General features: G+C 68.7%; 18 protein-coding genes and 3 pseudogenes. 9 read left to right on the top strand and 12 right to left on the bottom strand.

Features of this window, described 5'->3' with window-relative positions; genetic code table 11:
- Window positions 1-45: 45 nt before the first annotated feature.
- From ACIGWZ_RS11455 to ACIGWZ_RS11445, 3 genes are all read left to right on the top strand, one after another.
- Window positions 46-636, top strand: a complete 591-nt coding sequence (locus tag ACIGWZ_RS11455) for a hypothetical protein (protein WP_400063149.1) — start codon at window positions 46-48, stop codon at window positions 634-636.
- A 123-nt stretch (window positions 637-759) separates the two neighbouring features.
- The gene (locus ACIGWZ_RS11450; RefSeq protein ID WP_400063147.1) at window positions 760-2,112 is read left to right on the top strand and encodes a Dyp-type peroxidase; all 1,353 of its coding nucleotides are present in this window, start codon (window positions 760-762) and stop codon (window positions 2,110-2,112) included.
- A gap of 55 nt (window positions 2,113-2,167) precedes the next feature.
- Window positions 2,168-3,292 carry a catalase family protein gene (locus tag ACIGWZ_RS11445; protein ID WP_400063145.1) on the top strand — a complete coding sequence of 375 codons (1,125 nt, stop codon included), beginning with the start codon at window positions 2,168-2,170 and terminating at the stop codon, window positions 3,290-3,292.
- 5 nt (window positions 3,293-3,297) lie between these two features.
- Here the strand turns inward: ACIGWZ_RS11445 and ACIGWZ_RS11440 are convergent.
- Together ACIGWZ_RS11440 and ACIGWZ_RS11435 are read right to left on the bottom strand one after the other, a co-directional pair.
- Window positions 3,298-3,396, bottom strand: a pseudogene (locus ACIGWZ_RS11440) (IS5/IS1182 family transposase); the annotation flags it as partial.
- Between the two features lie 30 nt (window positions 3,397-3,426).
- Window positions 3,427-3,957 carry a GNAT family N-acetyltransferase gene (locus tag ACIGWZ_RS11435; RefSeq protein WP_400063143.1) on the bottom strand — a complete coding sequence of 177 codons (531 nt, stop codon included), beginning with the start codon at window positions 3,955-3,957 and terminating at the stop codon, window positions 3,427-3,429.
- 161 nt (window positions 3,958-4,118) lie between these two features.
- Between ACIGWZ_RS11435 and ACIGWZ_RS11430 the strand changes: the two genes are divergently transcribed.
- Both ACIGWZ_RS11430 and ACIGWZ_RS11425 read left to right on the top strand, forming a co-directional pair.
- A complete protein-coding gene (locus tag ACIGWZ_RS11430) occupies window positions 4,119-4,337 on the top strand; it encodes a hypothetical protein (RefSeq protein WP_400063141.1) in 219 nt (72 codons plus the stop codon).
- Window positions 4,338-4,475: 138 nt separating this feature from the next.
- Window positions 4,476-5,396, top strand: a complete 921-nt coding sequence (locus tag ACIGWZ_RS11425) for a GNAT family N-acetyltransferase (RefSeq protein ID WP_400063139.1) — start codon at window positions 4,476-4,478, stop codon at window positions 5,394-5,396.
- A gap of 461 nt (window positions 5,397-5,857) precedes the next feature.
- On the opposite strand, the gene ACIGWZ_RS11420 is transcribed toward ACIGWZ_RS11425, so the two are convergent.
- The 3 genes from ACIGWZ_RS11420 to ACIGWZ_RS11410 form a co-directional block, all read right to left on the bottom strand.
- Window positions 5,858-6,265, bottom strand: a complete 408-nt coding sequence (locus ACIGWZ_RS11420) for a PPOX class F420-dependent oxidoreductase (RefSeq protein ID WP_400063137.1) — start codon at window positions 6,263-6,265, stop codon at window positions 5,858-5,860.
- A gap of 230 nt (window positions 6,266-6,495) precedes the next feature.
- Window positions 6,496-7,704 (bottom strand): MFS transporter, encoded by a 1,209-nt coding sequence (locus ACIGWZ_RS11415; protein WP_400063288.1) that lies wholly within the window; start codon window positions 7,702-7,704, stop codon window positions 6,496-6,498.
- A gap of 339 nt (window positions 7,705-8,043) precedes the next feature.
- A complete protein-coding gene (locus ACIGWZ_RS11410; protein WP_400063135.1) occupies window positions 8,044-8,514 on the bottom strand; it encodes a GNAT family N-acetyltransferase in 471 nt (156 codons plus the stop codon).
- A 382-nt stretch (window positions 8,515-8,896) separates the two neighbouring features.
- On the opposite strand from ACIGWZ_RS11410, the gene ACIGWZ_RS11405 reads away from it, so the two are divergent.
- Genes ACIGWZ_RS11405 through ACIGWZ_RS11390 form a run of 4 tightly spaced genes read left to right on the top strand, consistent with a single transcriptional unit; the run spans window position 8,897 to window position 10,799 of the window.
- Window positions 8,897-9,508 (top strand): MBL fold metallo-hydrolase, encoded by a 612-nt coding sequence (locus tag ACIGWZ_RS11405; RefSeq protein ID WP_400063133.1) that lies wholly within the window; start codon window positions 8,897-8,899, stop codon window positions 9,506-9,508.
- On the top strand, window positions 9,508-10,161 hold the full coding sequence (locus ACIGWZ_RS11400; protein ID WP_400063132.1) for a tyrosine protein phosphatase: 654 nt from the start codon (window positions 9,508-9,510) through the stop codon (window positions 10,159-10,161). Before ACIGWZ_RS11405 ends, ACIGWZ_RS11400 begins: the two co-directional genes overlap by 1 nt.
- A gap of 6 nt (window positions 10,162-10,167) precedes the next feature.
- Complete coding sequence (locus ACIGWZ_RS11395; RefSeq protein ID WP_400063130.1) at window positions 10,168-10,497, top strand: hypothetical protein; 330 nt, start codon at window positions 10,168-10,170, stop codon at window positions 10,495-10,497.
- 20 nt (window positions 10,498-10,517) lie between these two features.
- A complete protein-coding gene (locus ACIGWZ_RS11390) occupies window positions 10,518-10,799 on the top strand; it encodes a resolvase (protein WP_400063128.1) in 282 nt (93 codons plus the stop codon).
- 284 nt (window positions 10,800-11,083) lie between these two features.
- Here ACIGWZ_RS11390 and ACIGWZ_RS11385 read toward each other — a convergent pair whose 3' ends face one another.
- The 7 genes and pseudogenes from ACIGWZ_RS11385 to ACIGWZ_RS11355 all read right to left on the bottom strand — a co-directional run bounded on the left by ACIGWZ_RS11385 (window position 11,084) and on the right by ACIGWZ_RS11355 (window position 19,263).
- Complete coding sequence (locus ACIGWZ_RS11385; RefSeq protein ID WP_400063126.1) at window positions 11,084-12,469, bottom strand: Gfo/Idh/MocA family oxidoreductase; 1,386 nt, start codon at window positions 12,467-12,469, stop codon at window positions 11,084-11,086.
- 35 nt (window positions 12,470-12,504) lie between these two features.
- A pseudogene (locus tag ACIGWZ_RS11380) lies at window positions 12,505-13,216 on the bottom strand (oxidoreductase C-terminal domain-containing protein); the annotation flags it as partial.
- 480 nt (window positions 13,217-13,696) lie between these two features.
- Window positions 13,697-14,437 (bottom strand): SDR family NAD(P)-dependent oxidoreductase, encoded by a 741-nt coding sequence (locus ACIGWZ_RS11375; RefSeq protein WP_400063123.1) that lies wholly within the window; start codon window positions 14,435-14,437, stop codon window positions 13,697-13,699.
- A 596-nt stretch (window positions 14,438-15,033) separates the two neighbouring features.
- On the bottom strand, window positions 15,034-15,831 hold the full coding sequence (locus ACIGWZ_RS11370; RefSeq protein ID WP_400063121.1) for a carbon-nitrogen family hydrolase: 798 nt from the start codon (window positions 15,829-15,831) through the stop codon (window positions 15,034-15,036).
- 350 nt (window positions 15,832-16,181) lie between these two features.
- Entirely contained in the window at window positions 16,182-17,078 is an 897-nt protein-coding gene (locus tag ACIGWZ_RS11365) for a geranyl diphosphate 2-C-methyltransferase (protein WP_400063119.1), read from the bottom strand.
- A gap of 2 nt (window positions 17,079-17,080) precedes the next feature.
- A complete protein-coding gene (locus tag ACIGWZ_RS11360; protein WP_400063117.1) occupies window positions 17,081-18,289 on the bottom strand; it encodes a family 2 encapsulin nanocompartment cargo protein terpene cyclase in 1,209 nt (402 codons plus the stop codon).
- Window positions 18,290-18,388: 99 nt separating this feature from the next.
- Window positions 18,389-19,263: pseudogene (locus tag ACIGWZ_RS11355) on the bottom strand (hypothetical protein).
- Window positions 19,264-19,699: the final 436 nt, after the last annotated feature.

The raw sequence follows: 19,699 nt of genomic DNA, 5'->3' as shown, positions 1-19,699 counted from the left end.
ACGCTTGGCGACCCTCGCACCGACCCGTGGCAGGAGAGTCTCACGATGACTGCGACGTCAGGTGCAGCCGCGCCAGCTCACCCCGAGCGCCCGGGCAGGTCGGATGGGGTCTGCAGCGAGTTCACCGTCTTTACCAAGATCAAGCCGGGCGAGGCCGATGCGCTGCGCGAGGATCTCGCCATGCTCGCCGACGCGGCGGATGACGAGAGGGTCCATGCGGCGGTGCGCCAGATCGGCACCCTGCACGATGCACGGCATGTGATCTTCGACAATGACACCCGGTTCATGTTCGCCAGCGTCTTCGACGGGTCCTGGGACACCTATATCGACGACTTCGCCCAGACGGTGGTGGGGGACCGCTTCTCCAAGGTCTTCTCGCACAGCGAGGGGTTCCCCGGCGTCACCGATCCCGGGGCGAAGGACTGGTTCGTCGCCCACCAGGCGCCGGCGGGTGTCTTCGTCAGCGCCTATCCCGATCTGACCGTTCAGCAGATCTACAAGGACCAGCGTGTGGACGACGCGTTCCAGGAGGTGCTGGACACGCCCGAGTTCCGGGCGGCACTGGACAACCCGGCCAACGCGGAGCTGGTGGCTACGCCGGCCTTCCAGAAGCTGCTGGAGGAAGCCTCGGCCTAGAAGCCGGGCACCGCTACCAAAGCCCGACCAGTATCGGTGGCCATCGGTGGACCACGCCGGCGGGCGCGCACCAGTCGCTGCGGGGCTGCCCAGTCAGAGACCCATGCAAAGGCAAAAGCGGACATGAACACAGCGGACAGCAGCAGCGCATCCGGCGTACGCGTCGAGATCGACGACGTCCAAAGCGGGGCGTTGCGTCCACGGCCCGTGCCCTACGAGGGACGGTTCATCTTCCTGCGCATCGATGACCGCAACGCCGGCCGCGCCCTGCTGCGGCGGCTGCTCCCGGTGACCTCCGGTGGTCTGCCCAGCGCGGACCGGAGCCGGGACGCCTGGGTGGCGGTGGCGTTCACCTACCAGGGACTGGAAGCCCTGGGGGTGCCCCAGGAGTCACTGGACAGCTTTCCGCGGGCGTTCCGTGAGGGCATGGCCGCTCGCGCGGAACTGATCGGCGACGTGGGCGAAAGCGCCCCGGCGCACTGGGAGACACCGTTCGGGACGGGCGAGGTCCATATCGCGCTGAGCGCCCTCTCCTCCGATGCTGCGCAGCTGGACCAGGAGCTGGAGCGGGCCCGCGTCGCTTACCAGGACACCCCCGGTGTCGAGGTGATCTGGCAGCAGGAGGTCCACCAGCTCCCCACCGGACGCACCACCTTCGGATTCCGTGACGGCATCAGCCATCCGAACATCGAGGGCGTGGGGCTGCCCGGCTCCAACCCGCAGGAAGCCCCCATCAAGGCCGGTGAGTTCCTCCTCGGCTACCCCGACGAGACCGGCAGCCTGCCGCCCATGCCCAGCCCCGATGTGCTGGGACGCAACGGGACCTACGTGGCCGTGCGCAAGGTCCACACCAATGTGGCGGCCTGGCGCCGGTACCTGCGCGCGAACACCTCCAGCGCCCAGGAGGAGGCGCTCCTGGCGGCGAAGATGGTCGGGCGCTGGCCCAGCGGAGCGCCACTGGCCCTGGCCCCGGAACACGACGACCCGGAGCTGGCGGCCGATCCGCACCGCGTCAACAACTTTCTGTACCGCGAGGACGACGATCGTGGCTTCCGGTGCCCCGCCGGTGCGCACATCCGGCGCACCAACCCCCGCGACGCCACCATCATCGGCGACGCACGGATGCACCGCCTCATCCGCCGCGGCACCACCTACGGCCCGCCGCTGCCGGAGGGCGTGCTGGAGGACGACGGCGCCGACCGGGGCCTCGTCGGCGTCTTCATCGGAGCCCACCTTGAGCGGCAATTCGAATTCATCAAGGCCGAGTGGGTCAACGACGGCAACTTCATCGGTTACCCCGGCGAAAAGGACCCGGTAGCCGGACATCACGACGGAACCGGCAGCGCCACCATCCCGGAAAAGCCGGTCCGGCGCCGCCTCCAGAACCTTCCCAGCTTCGTGGCCACCCGCGGCGGCGAGTACTGCTTCCTGCCGGGTCTGCGCGCCCTTCGCTGGCTCGCCGAACTGGAGAGCTGACGGCAATTCCTACCCGCTGAGGCCCCATCACGGTGTTCGAGGAGAGGTCGAAGTCATGGCAGCACAGTTCGTCCGCTACACGCCGGACGTCGAAGACGACGATCCGCACTTCGACCAGAACGTGCAGACGGTGATCGAGAAGACCGAACAGTACATCACCGAGTCGGTCAAGGCCGGTGGCACCGGACGGGCTCTACGCGATGCCCATGCCAAGGGCTACGGGCTGGTCCGAGGGGAGGTGGAGATCCTCGATGGGCTCCCGCCGGAGTACGCCCAGGGCATCTACGCGACACCGGGAACCCACGAGGCGCTCATCCGCTTCTCCAACGGCTCGCCGCACACCGGAGCCGACGCGCGGCTGGGTGCCGCCACCGGACTGGCGCTGAAGATGTTCGACATCCCCGGCCCGACCCTGCTGGAAGACGAACCGGACACGGGCACGTTCGACTACGCCAACATCAATGGCCCGATCTTCTTCTGCAATACGGTCGAGCATTACCTGTTCATCCAGGAATTGTTCCTGGACGCGCCGTCCTACTTCTCGCAGGGCCGACCCGGCGTGCATCGTTTCTTCACCGAGTTCGTGACCGGAAAGGGAACGCTGGACCAGGACGACTGGGCGTGGGACGAGTTCCTGGCCTTCCTTCGCGTGTCGAAGACCCCTCCGGCAAACGTGCTGCTGTCGAGCTACTGGACGATGGGCGCGGTCCGGCACGGGGACTACATCGCCAAGGTGCGCATCACCCCCGACCCGTCCTCCGCCGCCGCGGTGGTCCGGCGCACCATCGACCCGGCCTCGGCGGCGGAGGTGTTCCGGCCGGCGCTGCAAGCCGAGCTGCAGGAGCGGCCCTACGCCTTCGACATCCAGGTCCAGCTCTGCACCGACCTGGAGCGCATGCCGGTGGAGGACACCACAGTGGAGTGGTCCGAGCAGCTCTCGCCTTCCGTCACCGTGGCCAAGCTGCGGCTGCCCCAACAGGACATCTCCGGACCGGAGAATCTGGAGAAGATGGACGCGCTGTCCTTCACGCCCTGGCGGGTCACCGCCGAGCACGCACCCCTGGGCAACATCATGCGAGCCCGCAAAGAGGTCTACCGGCACTCCTCCATCGAGCGCCACAAGCTCAACCAACAGCCGCGCACGGAGCCGCACAGCGCCGACGAGGTACTTGGTGCTTGACTGCCTGTTCTCTCGACCACCCAGCGGTGGCGGCCGAGCCGTTGTGAGGGCTCGACACCTTTGCGGGCGATGCGGTGGGTGATGGCCGGACAACCCTGTCGCCGGGCGCCCCTCCCCCGCCCCCGCCCTCGCCGTCAGCTGACGCGCCGGGCCAACACCTGCCCCGGCCATGCCCCGGACAGGAAACGATCGGTAGGAGTGAAACCGTTGCGCTCATAGAACGCGACCAGTTCGCCCCCGCCGCCCGCCCAGCAATCGACCCGCAGCAGTTCCACGCCGACCCGCCGCGTCTCCTCTGCGGCATGCGCCAGCAGCGCCGCCCCGATGCCCTGACCGGCGTGCCGTCGGTCGGAGACCAGCAATCGTACGTACCGCTCGGGTTCCTCGGCCGGCGGGATCGGCATCTGAGGACTGGGCCCGGAGTCCAGCACCAGGACTCCGACCGGTGCTCCGTCCAACTCCGCGACGTACGGGGCGTTCTCGGTCAGGTACCGCTCGACCCGCGCCACCCCGCCGGGCTTCTGCGAATACGGTGTCGTGCCCCACTGCTCGGTGTTGCCGCGATCGTTCATCCAGACCACCGCGGAGTCGAGCATGTCCAGCACGGCCGGTGCGTCGGCCAGGTTGCCCGGCCTGATCCGTATGCCATAAGTGGTGTCGTTCACAGAGGAAGCGTAGACAGTGTCGGCGGACAACGACGGCCGCGGCCGGAAAGCTGCATCACGGGCGTACACCTCAGCCGCCGGAACGCGACGATGGCAGCACGGCCCAGGAGATCCCCCTTCCCCCGGCACCCGACGCCCATCACATACTGCGCGCGGTATGCGTGAGCAAAGACGACCAGGGCGCGGTCCGTGACCTCATCGACGTACACGCCGCCGCACGCCACCACACCACCAACGGACTCGAAGCCCTCCGCCACCGCCATGTCCGCACCGAATTCAGCTACTGTCTCCCCCCCCCCGACCAGATCACAGCCCTGCGCACCCGACGCCGCGAGCCGTACGCGAAAAAGGCCTGGACGCCTGCGAACGACCGCGCCTAAGGTGAGCCCACGCCCATGATCACAGAGAAGGAGGCGAGAGCGATGCCCACCACAACCGCCGTGCGCTCCCGCCCCCTCCACCGGGCGTCCCAGGTCTGATCCGGGAGCGCGTCCCTCTCCCGAAGGATCGCTTCACCCATGACTGAACTGGTCATCCGTCCGCTCACCGCGGGCGAGACTCTCCTCTTCACCTCCCTGCCCGACCCGGGCATCGTCGGCCGCGCCGTCCTCGGCGACACCTACGGCATGGTTGCCGACGGCGGCCAGTACCGGCCCGAATGGACCTGGGTCGCCCTCCGCGACGGCGTCGTCGTCGCCCGCGCGGCCTGGTGGGCCAAGCCCGGGGACGAAAAGCCCATCGCCCTCGATTGGTTCGACTTCACCGACGCCGACGCCGCGGTCCAACTGCTGCGCACCGCGCCTCTGTACGCCGAGTACAACCTGCTGCTGCCGCCTGGCTGGCGCCAGAAGCCGGACGTTCGAGCCGCAGCCGAAGCCCGGATGGCCGCAGCCGAGGCGGCCGGACTCCGGAAGCTGGTCGAGCGTTACCGATACCGCTGGACCCCCGACTGCCCACTCCCCGAACGCACCGGGCGCCTGGAGTACCGGCCGGAACCGGACGACAACGTCATCCGAAGCGTGGTGCGCCGGGTCCAGGAAGGCTCCTTGGACGCCCACGACCTGCACGACATCGCCGAGTACGGCAGAGATGGGGCCGTCGAGGAGCTGCTGAGCCTCCTCAGCGGCATGGCTTCCCCACGGAGCTGGTGGCGCCTGGCCTATACCCCGGCCGGCCAATTGGCGGGCTTCCACGTCCCCGCCCGCCTCCCGTCGGCCTCCTGCATCGGCTTCATCGGCGTCCTCCCCGACCAGCGCGGCCACGGCTATGCCTACGACCTGCTGGTCGAGTGCACCCAAGACCTGGTGGCGCGGGGCGCGACCCGTATCGTGGCCGCCACCGACCAGGGGAACTTCCCGATGGCAACACATTTCGCGACGGCGGGATACCCGGTCAGCGAGGAGCGCATCGACTTCGTCCGACCGTCCGGCGGCTCGTAAACCGGAGTCAGCACGCCCGGAACCGCCGTCCGGGCACTGATCACCAAGGAACCGCCTCCGGACAGATCGGGCCGTCACACGCTCCGGAAGCGGACTCCGCCACCCGTCACATGCGGCTCCCACGCACGACAGCTCGACGTGTCGTGCGTGGGGCCGCAAGAATGAGCCGAGCCAGGCCCCCCGCCTCTCCGACGGCGGCATCAAGGACGTCCAGGACATCTAGGAACTCGTCGCATCCTGGGAGGAACTCTCCTTCAAGTACGACTACGGCCAGAACGAGACGCCTACGACCAGCGCGTCCTCAACTGCGCCGCACGGCTCGGCGCCGACCCCCGGTGGCTCGCTGGCCTAGGTAGGGGTTTTCGGCATGGTGGTCGCCGCGCGATATCTCAACTGGCTGCCGGGCGACAGCGTGAAGGAGGCCGCCCTCCAGGCGCTTCGGACGGCGGAGGCGGCCGTCGCTAACCGCGGGGGCTGCTGATCCGTTCGGGTTGGATCACATAGATCACCCGGACCTGGTCGCGGCCGCCGAACCATGGGTAGGGCCCGCCGAGGTACTTCTGCGCGAGCGCCTCGATGTGGTCGACCGCCCCCTCGGTGGTCACACGCACCACGCGGCCACGGATCTGGACGTAGGAGGCAGGTTCCGAGGGGTCGGCGACTGCGACGGCTACCCGCGGGTCACGCGCGATGTTGCGGGTCTTTTGATGCGACTCAACGCTGTTGATCAGGACGTGCTCGCCATCGGTGTCGACCCATGTCTGGGTGAGCTGGGGCGATCCGTCGGGCATCGTCGTAGCGATGTAGCAGGTGCTGGGGCGGCGCAGCAGCGCCACCACGTCCTCGCCGAGGGGCACGGGCACGGGCACGGGGATTCTCCAGGGGACGGTTCGGTGGGGTCCTGAGGCCACGTTAGCCACGCAGCGAACCCGGCCCTCCCCCGCCCCCGAACTACGGCTCCCGCCTGCTCAGTCATGCAACAACCACGCGAACACGGTCCGCAGCATCGATCCACCTCGTGGTGATCGGTCCACGTCATTGGGCCGGCCGTCGCACGATGTGCCCGACGGGGCCTGCACGGCGGCAGAACCGGACCGCCCTATCTGCTCAGGTCGGATGGGTGTGACTGGTCAAGGGACGTGAGGCCGGTCTCGTCGATGCGGGCAGTCGACCGGGAGCGGGCCGCAGGGGCGTGAAGCGGCCCTCCAGATAGCAGCCGTCCGCCGAGTAGTACCGCGCAGGCCGCTGCGGTCAGCAGCCCGCCGGCGAGGAAGGTGCCCCGTACGTCGGTGAGCGGCAGGATCAGTCCGCCGAGCGCGGCGCCCGCCGCGATACCGGCGTTGTAGGCACCGGAGTTCGCCGCGAGTGCCAGATCCGTGCGACCCGGTGCGCACCGCAGCATCTCGTTCTGGGTGGTCATGAACACCGGTCCGAGCGCACCGCCCATCAGCACCAGGAACACCACCGCCGCCACCGGATCGCTGCCGGCCGCGTACAGGCCGAGCATGCCCACCGCCTGTGTGGCCACGGCAGTGGTCAGTGCGGACTGCGGAGAGCGGTCCAGCAGTGCCCCGGTGATGCTCACCCCGGCCAGACACGCACCACCGAAAGCCACGAGCAGGGTGCTGACCGTGCTCGGTGAGAACCCGCTCACGTCGCCCAGGAACTTCACGAGGTAGGTGTATCCCGCGAACGCCCCCGTGGCGGACAGGGCTCCGGCCGCCACTACGGTCCCGAACCGGCGGGCGTCCGGAGTGGTTCCGTAGGCGGCGTGCTCTTCTTCCGGACGTGCGGGCGGCAGCAGAACGGCGATCGTCACGAGAGAGATGAGCCCCAGAGCCGCCAGCAGCGCGACGGGCAGGTGCCAGTCGCTCTGGTGGCCCAGCCAGGTCCCGGCGGGAACGCCGAGCACGAGGGCGAGTGAACCGGCGACGGACAGCGCCCCGACCACGCGCCCGCGGACCTCGGGTGCGAACAGGCCCACCGCGACCGGCCCCATGACGGCCCAGAACAGCGCCTGGGCGAGCGCGGTCGACAGCCGCGCCAGGAGGAGCGGCCAGTAGGAGGTGGCCAGTGCGCCGAGCAGACTGGATACGACGAGCGTGGCCAGTACTCCCGTGAGCACATGGCGTCGGGGCACGGCCCGAGTGGCATGGGCGAGCGGCAGAGACGCCACGGCGACCGTCACGCCGTAGCCGGTGACGAGGAGGCCGACCGCTGACACGGACACCCGGAGGCTTTCGGAGACCAGCTCCAGGAGGCCGACCGGCAGGTTCTCCGCGGTGTTGAAGGTGAAGGCGGCCAGCATCAGGGCTACGAGCACCGCCGACCTGCGCCATGGAGTCGGCCGCGTCGTGACCGTACGGACTCGACCTGACCTCGCCCGTTGCGCCCGTTCCATGGCACCGTCCATCGTGCTACCTCACCGGGCTCACCGGTCTCGCCGCAACCGAATTCATGTGCCGCGGCGGCTCTACGACGGGCGCGAAGTCTGGCTCGTGACCGGCTACGACGTAGCGCGTCGCTGAGCGCCCTGCGGGTCTCCGCTGACCGGCAGCACCCCGGCTTCCCGTCACCCGGCCCGCGCTTCGAGGCCCCACGCCACATCCCCGCCCCGCTCCTAGCGGCCTGTCGAGCGGATCAAGACCTAGCGCAGGTCCAACTCGCCGACCGTCTGGTCCCCACTCATCTCTCCCGTCAGTCGGAACCCGAGCCCCAGGTAAAAGGACTCGGGACCGTCCCCGCCCGGGTGCCAGCTGGTGGTGAGGCGGGTGCCACCCCGACGGCGAATTTCAGCAGCCACGGACTCGACCGCGAAGCGTCCATAGCCGCGGCCCTGCTCGTCGGCCGCGATGTTCAGGCGCCAGAGGCCAGAGCGTATGTCGGTGCCTGTGCCGTCGCCGGCGTAGTCGATATCGAAGAAGGCCATGAGGAAACCGACGGGCCGGTCGTCGTCAACGATGAGACGAGGCCAGGCCACGCCGGGGTGGACATACGCCTCGGCCAGGGACTTCACGACCGGCGCAACCAGATGCTCCTGATCGGAGCGCACCTTCAGGCCGATTGCGATGTCGAAGTTGTCCGAGGTGATTTTCTCCAGATGAACTGCGTTCGTCATGCCAAGACCATAAACGGGCCGGTCAAATGACTTTCCGTCACCGTCGTCGACCATCAAACCGCTCCAACAAGAGTTCACGGCATGGGCAAGGCTCAGGTTCGGAGCCCTAGCCGTATGGCCGTGAAAAGGCCGGTACCGGTGCCGTGGAAGAGGTTGGCACGCTTGCCCTATCAGGTCGCCGCATCCCGGAACGCCTTGCGGGCGTTGATGGTCCGCTTGACTTGCCTTCGTTGCGGCGTTTGCAGACCCTCTGGTCGAAGCCGGTGGGTCATCCGCGGTGACTGCCACTGCGTTTGCGGTGGAACCGCTGGTTGCCGGGACAGCCGGTTGCGGGGTTCGCGGAATTCTCGCCATTCCCGAAGAAATCGCAAGCCTGCGGGCTATGCTCACGCGGGTGCGGATTACCAAGTACACCCACTCCTGTGTCCGGTTACTGCACGACGGCGGCGGCACGCTGGTCATCGATCCCGGCATCTGGAGCGAGCCCGAGGCTCTCGTCGGCGCGGACGCGGTCCTGGTGACCCACGAACACGCCGATCACGTCGATGCGTTGCGGCTGAAGGGGCTGGGCGTGCCCGTCTACGCCCCCAAGTCGGCACGGATCCCGGGCCTGGACTTCACCGGCGTCGTCGCCGGCGAGGAGTTCACCGCGGCCGGCTTCCGGGTGACCGCACAGGGCGGGCGGCACGCGCGCATCTATGGTGACCTCCCGGACTGCGCCAATCTGGGCTACCTCGTAGAGGACCGCCTCTACCACCCCGGCGACTCCCTGCACCGTCCCGACCGGCCGGTGGAGACCCTGCTGGTCCCCCTGCAAGGCTCATGGATGAAGACGGACGAGGCCATCGACTTCGTCCGCGCCATCGAGCCGGAACGGGCCTACGGCATCCACGACGGGCAGCTCAACGAGCGGGGCCTGGGCAGCCTCAACGGCTGGCTCGCCGCCGAATGCGACGGCCGCTACCGCCGACTCGCGCCGGGAGCGTCCGCCTGATGACCGAGCCGTCCAGCCCCGTCCTCTACACCGTCGCCGGTCCGCGGGGACCGGGACGCCTGAGCACCATGGCCCGGCCCCGCGGCCACGGGCACCTGGCCGGCGACATGGCGGCCCTGCGCGGCGCCGGCGCCGACGTCGTCGTCAGCGCCCTCCCCGCCGCCGAGCGTGCCCAACTCGGGCTCGCCGACGAGCCCCAACTCGCAGAGACCGCCGGGCTGCGGTTCGTCGCCCTGCCCATCCCCGACTTCACGGTGCCCTCGATCCCCGCCGTGCTGCCGGTGCTGCGGGATCTCGCCGAGGAGCTACGGGCCGGTGCGCATGTCGTGGCGCACTGCCGCTGCGCCATCGGACGATCCTCCCTGATCGCGGTCTCCCTGATGATCCTGGAGGGCATCACCCCGGAGACCGCCTGGACGGCCATGGAACGGGCTCGGGGGGCGAGGGTGCCGGACACCGAGGAACAGCGCGCGTGGACGCTGGATTTCTTCCGCTTCGTCTTCCCCTGGCGGGCAGCACCCGACCGGAACCGCGCGGCCGGGCCGCCGGACCCTCCGACCACCCGCATCGCGCCCAACACCGTCACCGGGGCGGCCCGAACATGTCCTGAGGGCACCGACGCTGGGCCGAACGGTTCGCAGATACGGGCCTAATGGGGCGTGACCGAGAAACAGCCGGGTTCAGGCTCCGGCTTCAGCCGCCGCCGTCCGCAGGAAGTGGTCGGCGTCCTCGGGCTCGGCCAGACCGCCGAGTTCCAGCCAGGATCCGTCCGCGAAGCGGATACGGAACGTGGCGAAGCCTCGCGGCTGCCCCGCCTCCGCCTCGACGCGCGCCTCGTCGGCCTGAATTCCGCCACGATCTCGAAGTCGTCGGCCTTGGTCGCCGCGAGACGGCGACGCGGCGAGGCCGCGAGACAGATACGGTCCCGGTCCAGCAGGACCAGCCGTCGCGGACTGGGCGACTGCGAGAACCAGCGCAGCATCAGCTGACCCGCCGCCAGATAGTCAATGTGACGGTCGGTCGCTGCCCGTTTCGCCCTCTGAAGTGGCTCGGCTGCGACGCCACCGAGCTGACCGCCCTCGCCGACCACCTCACCGCCCACGGCCTGGTGCCGGAGATGCTCGCCGGCCCGCTGCCGGGCATCTACGACCCGACCGGGCCGGGCAAGCCGCTGTTCGCGTTCTTCGCCGCGATGGGAGACCGAGCGGGAGAACAGCCGCGAGTCGACGCTGGAAGGGATCGACACCGCGGCCCGCAAGGGCAAGGGCAAGGGCAAGGGCAAGCGAACTGAAGGTGGTCCTGGAGACCGACCCGGCCCGGGCCCGCGCTCTGGCCCACGACGCCCTCGCCATGTACCTCACCCTGCCGAACTACACCAACAACTTCCTGCGGCACGGCTTCACCGAGGCCGACCCGGCCGAGGGCGGCAGCGACCGCCTGATCGACATGGTCTTCGCCTGGAGCGACGAGGACCGCATCCGCGATCGCATCGACACCTTCCACCAGGCAGGCGGGGACCACGTGGCCCTCCAGGCGCTCACCGGCGCCCACAGGGACAAGCTCCCGAGGGAGGGCCTACGAGCCTTGCCCTGCAAGTGTGACCTTCCGGCCCGCGCGCGCCGCCTCTCGGATCCGCTCCAGCATGCGGTGTCGCCGGACGGCGTGCCGGAAGTCGGGAACGCCGTCCTCATCCGGCGCAAGGTTCCCGGTGATCTGGTCGCGCAGAAGCGCGTACTCGTGGGCGACGTTGCAGGCGGGCTCGGTGGATCGCTCGGTCCATTGCGTCAGCGAGCGCTGATAGCGGGTGGGAACCGGTAGCTCGGCCAACGTGCCGTCCTCTCCCCGGGCGCCGTGGAGCCGCAGCCCCCCGAACCACCACTGAGCCTGATCGGCCTTGACGACGAGATCGCCCTCCGTGCCGTTGATCTCCCAGTGAAACGCGGTGGCACGTGACGTCCCACCGCGGATGTGCATCGCGGCTACGGCCCCCGACTCCAGCACCCCGGTGACGGCGATCTGGTCCTCTGCAGTCTTGGCCACGACCGCCCCGCTCGTGACGTGGGTGACCTCCGGGCGCAGGTTTTCGATGAGAGCCGACACCTCGCGGAACTCCCCGAGCACCATGGTCAGCGCGTCGGCCGAGTGCCCGAAGGGGATCGACAGCAGCGTGGCGCCGCTCGTGCCGTCCAGCACGTATGCATAGTTGTCGTCGTAGGTGGCGCCGCCGATCCAGCCCGACCCGAGCATGCTGGTCGACAGCACCCGCCCCACGTAGCCGTCGGCGACCAGGTCCCGCAGGTAGCGGAGCGGCGGAGCCGACCGGGCCTGCAGGCCGACGGCCGTGAGCACGCCCCTGCGGTGCGCGAGGTCGGACAGTTCCTCGGCCTGCGCGAGGTCGGCACCGAGCGGCCATTCGCTGAACACCATCTTTCCCGCTTCCAGCGCGGGTCGGATGAGTTCCAGGTGATGAGGGACCTTCACCGTCACCACCACGAGATCGACTTCCTCACTGCGGGCCAGCTCCTCCGCGCTGCCGTAGGCCAGCGGCACCGCATACTTCTCGCCGGCCGCACGCGCGGATTCGGCGCTGCTGGCGCTCAGGGCCCGCAACTCGTATCCGTCGAGTCCGGTCAGCGCCGGCACATGGGCGGTGGCCGCCCACCCGCCGCTCGCGCTCAGACCTACGACACCGACGCGGATCGGCTCCCGATGAGGGGAAGTGGACGTCATGTGCACCCCAGCGTTCGCGGTCACCTGCTCTCTCGTCTCAAAACGGCCCAAAGCCATGGAGGACACGGTCTGAGAAACACGGTCAGCCACATGCCGATTGGCCTGCCGTTCGTTATAGCGGCACCTCACTCGGCGAGTTCGCTCCGCCGCGCCCTGCCCTGCGGCTCGCGCGTAGGGGTCGGGGCGGTTGGCGTAGTCGGTGATCCGCTCCACCAGGGTGTCGACAGCCATCGGCGGGCTCCTCGTGACAGGGAAAGACGAAAAGGTCAACCGGCGGGCCCCACCACGGTCAGCCGGCGGACCGGCAGGTGACCGGTCAGCGCGACGGTGGGGCCGTGGGACAGTCCCTTCGAATCCGGTACGTCGGAGGGGAGCGCAAATTCGGTCACCAGCGGGTGACCGTCGGCTGCGCCGGGCGCGGGCGGGAACGGGGCGGGGTCTCGATCAGGCCCTGGAAGTACTCCAGCCACTTAGCTATGTTGACGGCGACCGCGGCAGTGATGCGGCCCCGGTAGCCGTAGACCGCCACCAGACTGCGTCCCGCGAGTGAGCCCTGGGCGACGACCACCTGGTCGAAGTCGGTATGGACGCCCACGGACTTGATGTTGACGCCGAACTGGCTCGACCGGAAAACCGGAACCGCATGGTGCGGGCGCCGCGGCGGCCCGGGGCTGACCGTGTTGTGGGCCGCCACCTCGGCCTGCGCGACCGCGTTGCTCCAGTGCTCCAGTGCTCCAGTGAGAGCATCTAGTAGTCGAAGAGCGGGTGCGCAGAGTGAAGACTCCGTCCTGGGCGGCCTGCTCCGGTTGGGGCCAGGTGCGCGCCCGGGTTCCGGTGGATCAGCAGCCTGTCGTAGGGCAGCGACTCGCCGTCAGCCAACAGGACCTGACGGCCGACCGGGTCGAGCCCCGTGGCGCGCACTCCGAGCCGCCAGTCGGCGTCCGGGTCGCGACGCTTCGGCAAGGGCGTTGAGAACGCGCAAGTGGGCCGGAACGAAGCTGCGATCGGGCACCAGGAACGGAGGCGCCCTGAAGGAGGTCAGTGTGGGGATCATCGGCTCCAGCCCGACAGCGGGTACACGGTCACACAGAACTCCACCAACACGTCAGCCTCCCCCAGACCGACCCTGACCGCATGCCGAAGAATGCAGACCGACTGTGACCGGCATGGCCACCAGAAGCTTCGGCGACGGTCGTGGTCGTCGTCTCGCCTGCTGCTGCGGTAGCTACACCGCGTCAACTGCTCATGCCAGGATCAGAATCAGCTTCCTTACGGGTCGAGGCAGCCGTGGCCGAACCGAGCACCCGGGGACCTTCGCCTCGTGCCCGAACGGGCCGCTCCCGGGCCTCGAGCCGCTGCTCGTGGTGTGGGCCTCTCCCGTCGCGTACGCCGACCAGTCCACGGACATCATGGGCATGGGCATCAGATTTGGCATGCCCATCGCGGCCCAGCCCGGAGTCAGCCGATCGCGAGCTGTCCGCCGCGTGCCTCGAGAACCGCGCCGGTGATGTAGCTGGCGCGGGAGGAGGCAAGGAACACCACCGCTTCCGCGATTTCTTCAGGGTCTGCGACCCGCCCCAGTACGGTGGTTCGCCCGATCACCTGGAGGGTTTCATCTCCCATCTCCTCCGTCCCGGGGGTATGGACAGGGCCCGGGGCCACGGCGTTCACGCGCACGCCCCGGGCGCCGAACTCGTCAGCCCATACTCGTGTGAGAAGTTCGAGTGCAGCTTTGGAGGCCCCGTAAGCGCCCGTTCCCCGCACCGGGGTGGTAGCCGCCGCTGTGCTCACACTCACGATGGCGCCACGCCCCCGCGCAGCCATTCCCGGGGCGAGGGCACCGACCAGGAGCATCGGCGCGCGTGAGTTGACGGCCATGTGAGCGTCGAACATCTCGGCGGTGGTATCCGGCGTACTGGCGAACCGGTAGATACCGGCGTTGTTGATCAGAATGTCCACCTCGCCTGCTTCAGCGGCAAGACGCAGGACATCTTGAGAGCTACTCAGATCCGCAGCAACGAACCGGGCCTTCCCGCCTGCGGCAGCGATCTCTTTGACGGTCTCAGCGCCTCGCTGCTCGTCCCGCCCGTGGACGATAACCGAGGCCCCCAACGCTGCCAGGCGAAGGGCAATGGCCCGGCCGATGCCAGCGGTGGCGCCGGTGACAAGAGCGGTGGATCCGTCCAGTTCTGCAGTCATGGAAAGCTCCTCCAAGCCGAGAGGAACGACATGCTGTCGGTTGTTCCTCGTGTAACTGATGATCCTGATGGTTCATTCCAGAGCGGGGACGGACCCACGCCGGGCCGATCGTTGATCATGGTCCAGCCCGGCCGTGGCCCACGTGATCTTGGGAGGTCGGTGAGCGTGTTGCTCCCCGGCCTCACCGCGAACTGAGAAGCGTTGTTGAGCACGAAGGTGCTGGAGAAGTGGCCCGTCACAGCCGCCTCGCCGTGAGTAGACGTGACGCCTTCGCGTACCCGCTGGGCCTCCCGACGGCGGGCGCGATACGCGGCCTGCCTGCACCGAGGCCGACAAAAGACCTGGTCACGGCGGTGGCCGTGGCCGGGGACGAACCGTCGCCCGCACGCCGGGCAGCGCCGGGCGACGTCGGCTTCGTGGTTCTCGATAAGGATGAAGCCGAACTCGACGGGAGGCCATGGGCGGGCTCGGCGGGCGACCGATGCCCCGGTGCTACGCACCACAAGCGGGGCGCCGGACCCACGACCACCCCGGCCACCGCCCGCACCGGTTCCGCGTGCACCGACCGCGCCCCCGCCGGCGGCTTTCCACCGGCGTCAGCGTCCCCCGGGAGCCTCGATGGCGAGGACACGGTCACGCAGAACCGGAAGTTCGGAGCGGATTCGGGCGACGTGTGCCATGTCGAGGTCCGCCGTCACCACTTCCTCCGCGGTGTCGGCCTCGCCCAGGACGGTTCCCCAGGGATCGATGATCATGCTGTGGCCGGCCTGCTGCATACCGCCGTGGGTACCTACCGCGTCACAGGCCAGGAGGTATACCTGCTCCTCCAGGGCCCTCGTGCGAGTGAGTAGCCGCCAGTGGCACAGGCGGGCCGCGGGCCACGCGGCGGGCACCACGATCAGCTCCGCTCCCGCGTCGAGCAGGCCCCGGAAGAGTTCGGGGAAGCGGAGGTCGTAGCAGATGGCAAGACCGATCACACCGAAGTCGGTGGGCACGGTGACGATGTCGCGGCCCGCGCCCATCCTGGTCGCCTCGCCGGTGTCGAAGCCGTACCGGTGGATCTTGCGATAGTGACCGCGCAGAATACCGGCCCGATCGAAGAGGAGGGCGGAGTTGTACAGCGTCCCGTCCCCGTCCCGCTCGACGATCGATCCGGCATGCAGCCACACCCCGGCCTCACGAGCGGCGGCGGACATGATCTCGGCAGTGGGCCCGTCGACCTCCTCGGCATCGTGCTGCCAGCGGTCGTAGGCCCAGGCGCCGGCCGTCCACAGCTCCGGCAGTACCACCAGATCGTCGCCCGTCCGGCCGCGGACCAGCGAAGCTGCCCGGCGACGGCGGTCGTCGGCGAAGTCCGATGCGTGCACGGACAGCTGTATCAACGCGGTGCGCATGGCTGTCACCTCCGAGGCCGTCTCTGCACGACCCAAGGGAACCTGTCCCTACGAGCGTACGGAGCTACCCGCACACCCCGCGTCCCGAGCGTGAAGACGCCTTTCCTCGATGCACCGTGCCGGCTCTCCCTGTGTGTCCGCGCGGATCACGCGACGGCATGCGGAGACGACAGAAGGAAGCGGGGAGGACACCACCACAGCCTCCGGCGTAACGGATTGCGGATCACGGCGGACCCTTCGTAATCATGTGTGCGGCCTTCACTGACCGAACCGGGGAAGCCGTCCTGGCGCTGCCGCGAAGGGGCCGGGCCCGTCAGATGACGGGCCCGGCCCCTTCGGTCGGCGAGCGGTCAGACGCGGTCGGCTGCAATCAGGAGGTACTGGAAGGAGCCGTCCTTGTAGGAGTTGATGAACGCCTCCTCGATGCCGGTGACCAGGGACGACGTGGCCCGCAGCTCCCAGTAGGGCAGGGTCGCGGCAGTCAGGTCCACGACGGCCTGCGGTACGAGACGGTTATCGGCCATGGCGCGCAGGTATTCCCGGCGGGAGTGGATGTTGCACTCGAAGTGCGCGTTGATCTGGGAGACCCACTTCGAGGGCTGGCCGTAACGCGGGTTCCAGCAGCCGGTGATGGTCACGTAGCGACCGCCGACCTCAAGGATGCGGGAGTGCTCGGCGAAGAGGTCGTGCAGGTCGACGTACATACTCGACTCGTTGTTCCACGAGGCCGCGGCATGGCCCGTCTCGAAGGGAGTGTCGAGCATGTTGCCCACGTGGGCCCGGACGTGGTCCCCGATGGCGAGTTCATGTGCGCGCCGGTTGGCGAAGTCGGCCTGCTTGGCCGACAGGGTGACGCCGTCGACCTTGCACCCGAAGCGCTGGTGAGCCATGACCATCGAACCGCCCCGGCCGCAGCCTGCGTCCACGAGCGTGTCGTCACGCCCGATGGAACCGAGGTGGTCCAGGAGGACTTCGGTCTGCGCCGACTCCAGGCGATGGAGCTCGGCGATCAGCCTCTTCTCGTACGCGCTGTCGTCGGCGTCCCCGAGGGCGGTGTGGTCGATGTCGCCGATGCCGTAGTGGTGGTGGTAGAGCCCGTCGACGTCGCCGAGGCGCAGGTTCACGGGCCTGGCCTCCTGGTCCCAGTAACGCGCGATGTCACCCTGGTAGGGCGATGCCGGGGCGGGGACGAACGCGGACGTGGCGGTGGCGGTGGTGAGCTTGGTGCTGGTCACAGATAAGTCCATCCTTACCAGAAGTCGGGCAGGCTGTATCGATACGTGTTGGTCTGGTGCCAGTAGTGGTTGCCGTCGACCCAGACGGCCACTCCCCGCAAGAAGCGCAGGACGTTCGGGACGGGGCAGGCGGCGGCCAAAGCGGCGGCTTCGGCTTCGAACTCGTGCATGAGGTCGTTGTGGACCTCGACCGCCTTCAGGTAGGCCTCCTGGTCGGAGACGCCCTCGCGTTCGGCGATCACCACGGGCAGGTTCAGGTGCCGGCCCGGGCTGTTGAGTTCCTTGGTGTACGAGTAGAGGTCGTTGACGATGGTGGTGGCGTTGCTGGCGAGCGCGATGACGCGCTGCATGGCGGGCTGGGAGTGCAGGTCGGCCGGAAGTTCGTAGCCGCCGACGGTGTCGGTGATGGTCGGGCAGGGACGGAAGTTGTTGAACTGGCGCATCGCCAGGTACTCCCACACCTCGGGCATGTGGTCCGTCTGGGCCCACGCGGCCTCGGCAAGGTACCCAAGGTGCAGACGGGCCATGTCGTGCCGGAACCGGTCGGCTTGGGAAGGGGTGGAGTTCTGAAGGAAGTACTCCATGGCGGACCGGTAGGCACGCCGAGGGGCGTCCGACTGGAGCGACTCCGCCCAGCCCGGTTGGTACTCCTGCGTGGTGTGCAAGGGGTCGAGGGCCGTGTGCGCCAGCAGGAGGCGGCTGCCGAGTCCGATGGGCGAGCCGCCGTGGTCCTCGCAGTAGCAGTCGTCGACGGCGTTCTCGGCGACCATCAGTCGCGTGGCGATCATCAGGTGCTCGATGCTGGGAGCGTCCGGATGGCAGGCGACCATGTAGCGGCCGACGGAGAAGCCGTCGAACTCGTCCTCCCACTCCGGGGGGTACACCTGGGCCTCGTCCACCGCCCATGCCTTGATCCTTCGGCTGACCTCCTCGACCCGTGCCGGGTCAGGCTCCGGCACCGGGCGGTAGTAGAGGCCTGGGATGGGTTTGCCCTCCGCCGGTGTCTCGGGCGCCGGAGGCTCCTCGCACCGGAAGAAGTGCAGGCCCGCCGTGCCCAGACCACTGGGGCCTCGCAGGATCCGGTCCAGGGCAGGGTTCGCTTCCCTCACCGTGGCCGCGTCGCCGGCGGCTTCGACGTCGGCGGCAGGAGTGGGGGCATGAGCCCCCAAGGCGGCCGCGGCGCCAAGCAGTCTCGGCTGCAGAGAATTCCCAGGATCGGGCATCCGTAGCTCCTTCGTGAGGTGGGTGTGCTGTCCCGGAACCCGGGCGTGCTGCCCGGCCGGCAGGGTCCGGGCCGCGGGGTGGCCGTCGGACGGGGCCTCTCAGTCGCGTCTGTGGGCGATCTGCACGTTCTCCAGCACTCCGAGCGTGTCGGGCACCAGGCCGGTCCGGCGCAGGCCGATGAGGCCCGGGCTGTCCTCGCCGGTCGGCATGACGAGGACCGAGCTGGTGCTGTTCTTACCGATGGGGAATGTGCTGCAGGTCAGGAGCGGAGTCCCGCGTCAGGACAGGACCTGTTTGCCCGCCGAGGTCGACGTGATCCGGACAGAGCACGCGGGCGTCGGCCTCACTCCCGATCGCAGCGAGCGTCCTGGGGCGGTCCCGGTCGTTGATCGGCGCGCGCACCTGGCGCTCGCCCAGCGCCTCGAGGGTGTCCCTGAGCTGCTCCTCGGTCCGCCTCATCGCTCGTTTCAGACGTCGGCGACCCTCGTGTGGACCCATGGAACGGTCTGCGCGACGGAGAGTACGTACTCGCGGGTGTTGCGTTCGTGGTCGACGAAGGCACCCGGCAGCTCGACTCCCCCGGTGTGGCCGGCCGAACCTCACGATGTCGGCCGCGCCTCAGCGACCGGACAAGGTGAGCAGCACACCAGCGGTCTCGGCAGTGGCGGCGCAGTCCCATCCTGCGTCCGCGCCCGGAAGGGCGCTCGGCGCGGGCGCCTCGCTCGACACACACCTCACCGATGTAAGAGTCGCTCAGCAGGCTTAGTTCACCGAGCTCGCCAGGGATCACCTGGACGTCGGCACCATCCTTGACCTCCACCCAGGTGAGCACCCGCAGCAGCGGGCGAGAGGTGATCTCCTGCAGCTGCGGAGCGGTCTTGGCCGCGGCTGCAAGGTTGCGAGCAGCCGCGGTGCGCAGGCTGAACCGCCGCGGCGACTCCATCTGCGCTTCGGGGCCGGCCTCAACGGTCATCGGGCGAGCTCTCCTTCATGAGGTCGGTGATCGGTGTACGTGGCGCCAAACGATGAAAGAGAAAAATGATTCGCATACCTGGCAATCGAGAACGAATATCTGAGAATCCGTCCAGATCCCTGGAAACAGTAACGGCCCGTACGCCTAGCTCGCCCATGAGGCCGTTGGAGTTACCTCGATGCAGTGATCTTGCTTCGCACCGGGTTTATCTGGACGACCGATGGCATTCGGACTCTCTGATCGAGAGCGCATTCCATGCACGGCGGATCGCCCACTCACTTTTCATCTCCGGTGCTCACAGCCTGATTTGACTGCCCATCAGGCATCAGCGACACCAACGGGCATCAGGAGGCCAACGCACTACTGCCGCAGGGGAGTTCGCCGTCGTGGTCAGGGCGGGCCGCGCGGTGGGCCGACGGCGGGTGGACTCCGTCCG

The organism is Streptomyces sp. NPDC053427 (assembly GCF_044544985.1).
Taxonomy (GTDB): domain Bacteria; phylum Actinomycetota; class Actinomycetes; order Streptomycetales; family Streptomycetaceae; genus Streptomyces.
The sequence above is the reverse complement of the archived record's forward strand: the minus strand, read 5'-3'. Positions and strand labels throughout refer to the sequence as shown.